This is a genomic window from Candidatus Hydrogenedentota bacterium (genome assembly GCA_012730045.1).
Lineage (GTDB): Bacteria > Hydrogenedentota > Hydrogenedentia > Hydrogenedentales > CAITNO01 > JAAYBR01.
On record JAAYBR010000037.1, the window covers coordinates 20858 to 28680 of the forward strand.

The 7823-nt window shown below is 68.9% G+C and carries 6 protein-coding genes; 4 read left to right on the forward strand and 2 right to left on the reverse strand.

From position 1 onward, the window contains the following. Nucleotides 1-3: 3 nt before the first annotated feature. Nucleotides 4-1839 carry a sulfatase gene (locus tag GXY15_03675; protein ID NLV40311.1) on the reverse strand — a complete coding sequence of 612 codons (1836 nt, stop codon included), beginning with the start codon at nt 1837-1839 and terminating at the stop codon, nt 4-6. A 547-nt stretch (nt 1840-2386) separates the two neighbouring features. Here GXY15_03675 and nadC point away from each other — a divergent pair. The 4 genes from nadC to lptB all read left to right on the forward strand — a co-directional run bounded on the left by nadC (nt 2387) and on the right by lptB (nt 6352). Next, nucleotides 2387-3229 (forward strand): carboxylating nicotinate-nucleotide diphosphorylase, encoded by an 843-nt coding sequence (gene nadC, locus GXY15_03680; protein NLV40312.1) that lies wholly within the window; start codon nt 2387-2389, stop codon nt 3227-3229. Nucleotides 3230-3361: 132 nt separating this feature from the next. Next, nucleotides 3362-4138, forward strand: a complete 777-nt coding sequence (locus tag GXY15_03685) for a type III pantothenate kinase (GenBank protein ID NLV40313.1) — start codon at nt 3362-3364, stop codon at nt 4136-4138. After that, nucleotides 4135-4734 carry an LPS export ABC transporter periplasmic protein LptC gene (locus GXY15_03690; protein ID NLV40314.1) on the forward strand — a complete coding sequence of 200 codons (600 nt, stop codon included), beginning with the start codon at nt 4135-4137 and terminating at the stop codon, nt 4732-4734. The genes GXY15_03685 and GXY15_03690 overlap by 4 nt, the downstream gene beginning before the upstream one ends. Nucleotides 4735-5287: 553 nt before the next feature. After that, a complete protein-coding gene (lptB, locus tag GXY15_03695; protein NLV40315.1) occupies nt 5288-6352 on the forward strand; it encodes an LPS export ABC transporter ATP-binding protein in 1065 nt (354 codons plus the stop codon). 82 nt (nt 6353-6434) lie between these two features. Here lptB and GXY15_03700 read toward each other — a convergent pair whose 3' ends face one another. Next, nucleotides 6435-7349: a hypothetical protein gene (locus tag GXY15_03700; GenBank protein NLV40316.1), complete on the reverse strand. Its 915-nt coding sequence runs from the start codon at nt 7347-7349 to the stop codon at nt 6435-6437. Nucleotides 7350-7823: the final 474 nt, after the last annotated feature.

Here is a 7823-nt window from a genome sequence, read left to right on the forward strand (position 1 = left end):
GAATCAGTTCACATTCATGTATCCCTGCGAAATGATGTCCTCCATCGTCTCGGGGGACAGCTGGACCTCCTCCCCGGTGTGGGCGGCGGCGTCCGGGGCGGCGGCCTGGGCGTCCAGCATGCGTTTCAGCGCCTCCACCCCCTCCCGCGGCAGGTGGGCCGCGGCGGCCCGCAGCGCGTCCTCCCGGGGGGCGATGCCATGGCGGACGCAGTGGGCGAAGAGGACCGTCTTGAGCCGGTGCAGGTCCGCCGGGCGCTCCGCAGAGAGGTCGTTCAGCTCCCAAGGGTCGGCCGCCAGATCGTAGAGCTCGTAGATGGCCGGGCTGTCCGGGGCGAACAGTGCCCAGTCGCGGATGGCCTCCCACTCGTTCCTGCGGGCGGTGGCGGCTTTCTGGACGGCCAGTTTCATCCGGTTGTCGCGCACGGTGAGCAATCCCATCTTGCGGTCCTCGGAAACGCTGTATCCGGGCGGCGGGACGGCCGGGTCGAGCAGGTTCCGGCCCTCCATGCCCTCCGGGCCGGGGATGTCCAGCGCGGCGAGCAGCGTGGGCAGGATGTCCAGCGTGCTGACCAGGTCGGAGACCACGGCCCCCGCCGGCGTCTTTCCGGGCAGCCGCAGAACAAGCGGGACGCGGGTGCAGGTCTCGTAGGGCGTCGAATGGCACCAGGCGCCGGGCTTCTCATTGAACGACTCGCCGTGGTCCGAGAAGAAGACGATGCGGGCGGCGTCGTACAGCCCGGCACCGCGCAGGCGGTCGAGCATCTCGCCGACCCGCAGGTCCATGAAGGCCGCCTCGCCGTCGTACACCCGGCGGGCGTAGTCCACATCATGCTCGTTGGTGAGGGCGGGGTCGTTCTTGAACAGCTTGTCGTCGAGGATCTGGAAAGTGAGGTTCACCGTGCCCAGCATCCCCCCCTCGTTCCGGATGAGGTCGGGGGTGTGGTTGATGTACTCCGAGTGGGGTTCGTAGAAATGGCGGAAGAGCAGCAGCCCGCCGCCGCCCAGGGCACGCAGCGTGTCCGCGTTCAGGTCCAGAAAATCCCGCGTCATCGCCGAAACCTCCTCCGTGTCCTCGGAGAAAAGGTAGATGTCAAAGCCCTGGTCAAACCCCGTGCCCGGCCCGACAAACCCGTCGAAGAGGGTGCGGACAAAGCCCACGGTGAAATAGCCGCGGTCGTGCAGGACCTCGGCGAGGGTGGTGACGCTCTGCGGCAGGGCCGAGAGGTGCAGCTCCGCCGTGTGCTGCGAGGGGTAAAGGGAGGTGAAGATGGATCCGAAAGAGGGGCGGGTCCACGGGCTCGCCGTGGTGACCTGGTCGAACAGAACGCCCTCCGCCGCCAACCGGTCCACGTGGGGCGTCGCGTTGGTGGGATGGCCATAGCAGCCCAGGGGGGAATTGCGCAGGGTGTCCGCCCCCAGCAGCACCACGTCCGGCAGGCGCGGCGCGGCCGCGTGCTCCGCCGCGTAGCGGCGCAGCGACACGATCTCGCAGTAAAAGTCGTCCGCGCTCCACCCCGCGCCCTCCGGGCCGCGCGCCGCGCACTCGAGGCCCAGCCGGACCTGTTCGGCCCCCGCCGGGACAATGCAGGACCGGCCCCGGGGCGCCCATTCCGCGCCCCCGGGCACCAGCAGTTCGGCCACCCGCGCCTCCGGCGTCACCCGGTGCCAGATCCCCGCCACCAAGGCCTCCACCAGCGCCACGGGCTGGCACCCCGGATCGCCCTCCGGCCGAATCCACACGTTGAACTTGACCACATCCCCCGGTCCGGCGTCCATCGGGGCGGAAACCAGCCGCGCCCGGGCATCCTCCGCCGCGCCGGGGGCCAGGGCCAGTCTCATGCCGGTCTTCCCTGCCCGGGCGGAGGCTTCCGCAGGCAGCCACCCCGGCGGCGCCCCGGCGGGATCCGGGAGCCACTCAGGAACCGCCCCCCCGTCTCCCCCCTCAAAACCGCCATTGCGGTTGGCGGGCTGGGGAAAAGCCAGCGTGGGAAAAGAGGTGTCCAGGGGTTCATAAGTCGTTGTGTCGGAAAAGTCTTTGGCGGTCTGGGTCGGGGGAGGAGAAGGGGATGGGGGCGGTGCCGGGGGGGGGCTGTGCAGAAAAATGCCCGCAAAACCCAGACAGGCGAACAGCGCCGCCCCCGCCGCGAGCAGGAGGGATATTCCATCGCGGGACCGGCCGTTTCCCTCCGGCATACCCGCTATTTTCGCCGTTGTGAACCGCATGCCTCCTCATTATACCGGCCTTCCGCCCCTCCCGCAAACGCCCCCCCTTCCGGCAAGGTGAACCAACTCCGGTTCGGGCATGATTCCCGGCGAAAAAACTGACACCGGCCGGGGGATTGTGGTAACATGCGCCAATTTATCCCACGCGGGAGAGGTGTATTCAATGCAAAAAGCCATAGAAAACCTGGTGGCCGCGACCCTGACAGAGGACATCGGCCAGGAGGACCTGACCACCAACACGATTGTCCCCCCCGAACTCCGCTGCCTGGCGCGGCTCTATGCCAAGCAGGACGGGGTGCTGAGCGGCATGAAGCCGTTTCGGGCCGCTTTCGACCTGATGGACGCCGATGTGCGGGACTGGAATTCCCTGACCGACGGGACCCCGTTCAAGAAGGGCGACCTGATCGTCTCTTTTGAGGGCAAGACCCAGGCGGTGCTGACAGCGGAGCGGACGGCGATGAACTTTGTCCAGCATCTGTCCGGGGTGGCCACGCTCACGTCCAAGTTTGTCCGCTCCGTGGAGGGGCTTGAGTGCCGGATTTGCGGCACCCGCAAGACCATGCCGATGATGCGCCAGCTGGAGAAGGCGGCCATCGTCCACGGCGGCGGCGCGAACCACCGCCACACCCTGTTCAACGGCGTGCTCATCAAGGAAAACCATGTGATGGCGGCCGGAAGCATCCGCGAGGCGATCCGCCGGGCCTGGGAGGGCACCCACCACCTCATGCGCATCGGCGCGGAGGTGGAGAACCTGGACCAGTTTGACGAGGCGCTGGAGGCGGGGGCCGATGTGATCCTCATGGACAACATGTCCAACGAGGACATGCGGGAGGCCGTGGGCCGCGCCGCGGGCCACAAGGTCATTCTGGAGGCCAGCGGAAACGCCTCCCTGGAGCGCATCCGGTCCATGGCGGAGACGGGGGTCCACTTCATCTCCGTGGGTGCCCTGACGCATTCCGCGCCCTCCATTGACCTGACGCTCCTCATCGAGAACGCCGCGCCCTGACCGGGAGCGGGCCCCGGATTCGGTTTCAAAACCATGCGCCCCTGCCGCCGCCGACCGTGCGGCGGCGGGGCTTTTTCCGGTATGCTGGGGGGCCCGGGACGGGACCCCGGCGGGCCAAGGAAACGCGCGCTGATGCTGCTGGTGGTTGACATCGGAAACACGAACACCGTGCTCGGGCTCTACAGGGGCCGCGAGCTGTGCGGCCATTGGCGCTTCGAGACCGCCAACCACCGCACGGGCGACGAGATGCACATCCTGCTGCACATGCTCCTCCAGAGCATCGGCGTGAGCCCCTCGGAAATCCGCGGCTGCTGCCTGTCCAGCGTGGTGCCGCAGATGAACACGGCGCTCCAGGAGGCCTGCCGCAAGGCCTTCGGCTGGGACCCCTTCATGGTGGAGCCCGGCGTCAGGACCGGCCTGGTCCTCCACTGCGACAACCCGAAGGAGGTGGGGGCGGACCGCATCGTGAACTCCGTGGGGGCGCTGGAGGACCGCAAGCCCCCGCTCATCATCATAGACTTCGGCACCGCCACCAGCTTCGACGCCGTCACGGCCCGCGCGGAGTGGGTCGGCGGCATCATCGTGCCGGGCATCCTCCTCTCCTCCGAGGCCCTGTTTGAGCACTGCGCCAAGCTGCCCCGGGTGGACATCCAGGTCCCCAAGAACGTCATCGGCCGGAACACGACGGACAACATCCGGTCCGGGCTCACCTACGGCTACGCCGACCTGGTGGACGGCCTGGTCCGGCGCATGCGCGCCGAGATGGACGGCGACCCCGTGGTCGTGGCCACGGGCGGGCTCGCCCGCGTGATCGCCCCGATCTCCGCCGAGATCACCCATGTGGACCCCTGGCTCACCCTCAAGGGCCTGCGCGTGGTCTACGAAAAGAACGTGGGCGCCGTCGCATGAGCAGGACCGCGACCTGCCTGATCCTGGCGGCCCTGGCCGCCGCGGGGTGCTCCCCCGCCCCCCCCGCCCCGCCCGCCACAGCGCCGGAAACGGACGCCGCCGCCCCGGCGGCGGACCCCCTGGCCCCGGCGGAGGACGCCCTGGTCATGACGGGCATCAACCTCTACATGCACCGCGCGCGCCAGGCCGAGGGCGTGGCCCGCAAGCCGGAGTTCTGGATCCACGCCGAGACCTTCTCCATGGCCGGCGAGGACCGCTACCTCTTCGAGAACGCCCGCGCCGTGGTCTACGACGACCAGGACGCCGAGTCCATGGTCATCGAGAGCCGCCGCGGCCAGTTCGAGCAGGAGAAACGCGCCGTCCTGGAGGAGGGCGTCGTCGTGCGCGCCGGCACCATGACCCTGAACCTGTCCTCCGTCGTCTGGGAGCGCCCGGAGGAGGGCGCGCCCGGCGGGGCGCGGTCCGACGGCCCGGTCTCCGTGGACGACCCCAAGTTCAAACTGGAAGCGCGCGGCCTGCGCCTGTATCCTGACAGCAAGGCCTTCGAGCTGGACAACGTCACCGGTTTCATCACCTTTGGAAAGGACGCGTCATGAAGAGATTCCCGAAACTGATCGCCCTGGGCATCGCCGTGTGCGCCGCGGCCGCCGCGGGCGCCCAGGACCAGGGGCTGGGCGGCTACTCCTCCATGGAGATTGACGCCGGGCAGATGAAGGGCAACTTCGCCACCGGCGCCATTGACGAGATGACCGGCGGCGTCAAAATCCGCCTCCTCTCCGACGACGAGAAGCTGCAGCCCCTGCCCATCAAGGCGCAGACCATGAAGTTCACCTGGGCCGAGGGCGCCTCCACCCCCTCCCTCATCATCATGGAGACGGGCGTTGAGGTGAACCACCCCAAGGGCTCCATCACCGCCGACCGCGCCGAGTGGAACTTCGAGACCGGCGCCCTCGTCTTCACCGGAAACCCCGTGGTGAACAACGAGCGCATGAAGGGCCTGCGCGGCGACCGCATGGCCATCAACCTCAAGGACAACACCTTCCAGGTGGACCGCCCCCGGGCGGACCAGGTGCCCCTGCAGGGCATAGACGCCGGCGCCGGAGACGCGGGCGGCGGCGCCATGCTGGTATCCGAGGGCGACGTGAAGGACTGGGCCGGCCTCATCGCCGCCCTGCGCGCCGAACTGAAGGACGGCGGCCCCTCGCCCGCGCGACAGATCACCGGCCTGCTCCCGCCGGACAAGCAGAAGATGCTCACCACCATGGACACGGCCGTGCTGCTGGAGAACAAGGGCGAGCTGGTCAAGGTGCTCAACAACGCCGTGAAGAGCCCCAAGCTCTACAACGAGGCCGCCTGGGCAGGAAAGACCCTCCCCGACGAGGCCAAGACCCTCCTCGGCGCGGCGGAGCGCCCCCCGGCCGACCAGGCCCGGCTGAACCGGCTGCTGCTCCACGCGGCCTACCCCGCCCTGGTGGCCGCGCCGTGAGCGGCCCCCTTCTGGAGGCGCAGGGCCTGCAAAAGGCCTTCAAGAAGCGCCAGGTCGTGCGCGGCGTCACCCTGGCCATCCAGCCGGGCGAGGTCGTGGGCCTGCTCGGCCCCAACGGCGCCGGGAAAACCACCACCTTCTCCATGATCGTCGGCCTCCTCCGGCCCGACGGCGGCACCATCCTCTTCCAGGGGCGGGACGTCACCCGCGAGCCCATGTACCGGCGCGCGCGTCTGGGCATCGCCTACCTGCCCCAGGAGCCCTCCGTCTTCCGCAACCTGACGGTGCGGCAGAACCTGCTCGCCATCCTGGAATACCAGCCCCTCGGCCGCGCCGAGCGCAACGCCCGCGCCGACCGCCTGCTCGAGGACCTGAACATCACCCACCTGGCCGCCAGCCCCGCCTACACCCTGTCCGGCGGCGAGCGCCGGCGCACCGAGATCGCCCGCGCCCTCGCCATCGAGCCCAAGGTCTTCCTCCTCGACGAGCCCTTCGCCGGCATTGACCCCATCGCCGTCGCCGACCTCCAGAACACCGTCTCCCGCATGCGGGACAAGGGCATCGCCGTCCTCATCACGGACCACAACGTGCGCGACACCCTCAAGATCACCGACCGCGCCTACATCATCAACGAGGGCGCCGTCCTCGCCGCGGGGACCCCGGAGGAGATTTCCGCCGACCCCCGCGTCCGCCAGATATACCTCGGCGAGCATTTCCGCCTCGACTGATGGGCGGCCCCAAAGGAAGACGCCCCCTCCCTCCCCGGCCTGAGGCATGCGAAACCGGCCATCCTTGTTTCGTCCAGACGCGCTACTCGTTGTGCAGGATGTTGTCGCCCCTTAACATCCACTTCCGCCCGGTGACGAGGGTGTAGAGGCGTCCGAAGGGGGTGCGGTTGATGGGGGCGGCGTCATAGAACTCGTGGGCCGCCAGGTCCTGGTCCATCACGGGGAGGAAGTCCCGGCCGATGTCGTCTTTGGACGGCACCCCGTCGGGACCGGGGGAGGTCACGGTCACTGCGCCCTCGGGCTGGTCCGGCGGGGCGAACTGGAAGGGGCGTTCCCAGGCGTCCAGCAGCGCGTCCGGCGGCAGGGGCTTGGAGAACAGGGGCCGCCACCATCGCGGGGCGTCCACGAAGGCCTCGGGATACCCGGGGGCGAGCCGCGCCAGCACCTGCGGGTCCAGGGGCAGGTCGGCGGCGTTCCCCATCCACAGCAGCTCCGGAAGGGCCGCGTTCCAGTCCAGGGGCGCGGCGGGATTCCCTTCCCCGGCAGCGGGCGGGGTGAGCAAACTTTCCATGGTGCCCTGTCCCGAGTCCGCCAACAGCCGGGCGCAGACGGTTTCCACCTGCCTCACCTGCCCGCAGGAAAAATTCGCGCGCGAGGCCTCGACCCGCTGCGTCATGCACACGCCCCCATGATGAATCAACAGCGCGGACAGCGCGCCCGCCGCCATCAGCGCAAGGGAGACGGCCCCGAGCGCCGCCCGTTTCAGGGGGCTCCGGGGGGGCGGGGGCTGCCGCCGCCCCTGGAGCGCGTTCAGCGCCAGAAACCCCAGACACCACAACGGCAGGAGCAGTCCGGAGGCGGAAAGCCCCCCGAACACATACATCGCCGGTATCTGGCCGAGGCCGGTGATCTCGCACAGGAGCGCCATGTAGGCCAAGGTGGCGAACGCCGCCAGGAAGAACGCGAGCACCCCCGAGGCCACCCGTCCCGTTTTCATGCGTTCCACCCTCCGTTTGCCGCTGTCCGCCTCCCCGGGGGAGGCATGGTGATCATAGTCCTTCCGGGGAAACCCGTCAAGCGGAGAAGGGCTCCCCGAATCTCCGGATAAGAAACGGCCGTGGACGCGTTCGGGGGAACGCACACCTCGGGCAGTCGCGCTGAAAGCGGCGGCGGTGTGAAAGGGGGGTGTTCACGCATGAGATGTGGAGAACCTGAGGTCTTCCGACAAGAGATTGCCGCGGCGGCCCGGGGCGGCCGCCTCGCAATGACGCGCGTTTTCCCGTCATTGCGAGCCCCTGACCGCCGTGGGCGGGAATTCTGTCCATGAAGCTATGGATACGGGTTTCCTTTCCCTCTTCACCCCGGAGGGGTGAGGGCCATTAGCCGGTGGTTGAGCGTCAGCGACACCACCGGGAACGGGTGACCCCTTTTCCTTTCTGGCACCCCGGCAGGGGTGCGGGACTCCGGGGTC

Bases quoted from the DNA above. Each gene is read 5' to 3' on its own strand.
- GXY15_03675 (NLV40311.1), bottom strand. From the start codon at position 1,839: ATGAGACTGGCCCTGGCCCCCGGCGCGGCGGAGGATGCCCGGGCGCGG.
- nadC (NLV40312.1), top strand. From the start codon at position 2,387: ATGCAAAAAGCCATAGAAAACCTGGTGGCCGCGACCCTGACAGAGGAC.
- GXY15_03685 (NLV40313.1), top strand. From the start codon at position 3,362: ATGCTGCTGGTGGTTGACATCGGAAACACGAACACCGTGCTCGGGCTC.
- GXY15_03690 (NLV40314.1), top strand. From the start codon at position 4,135: ATGAGCAGGACCGCGACCTGCCTGATCCTGGCGGCCCTGGCCGCCGCG.
- GXY15_03700 (NLV40316.1), bottom strand. From the start codon at position 7,349: ATGAAAACGGGACGGGTGGCCTCGGGGGTGCTCGCGTTCTTCCTGGCG.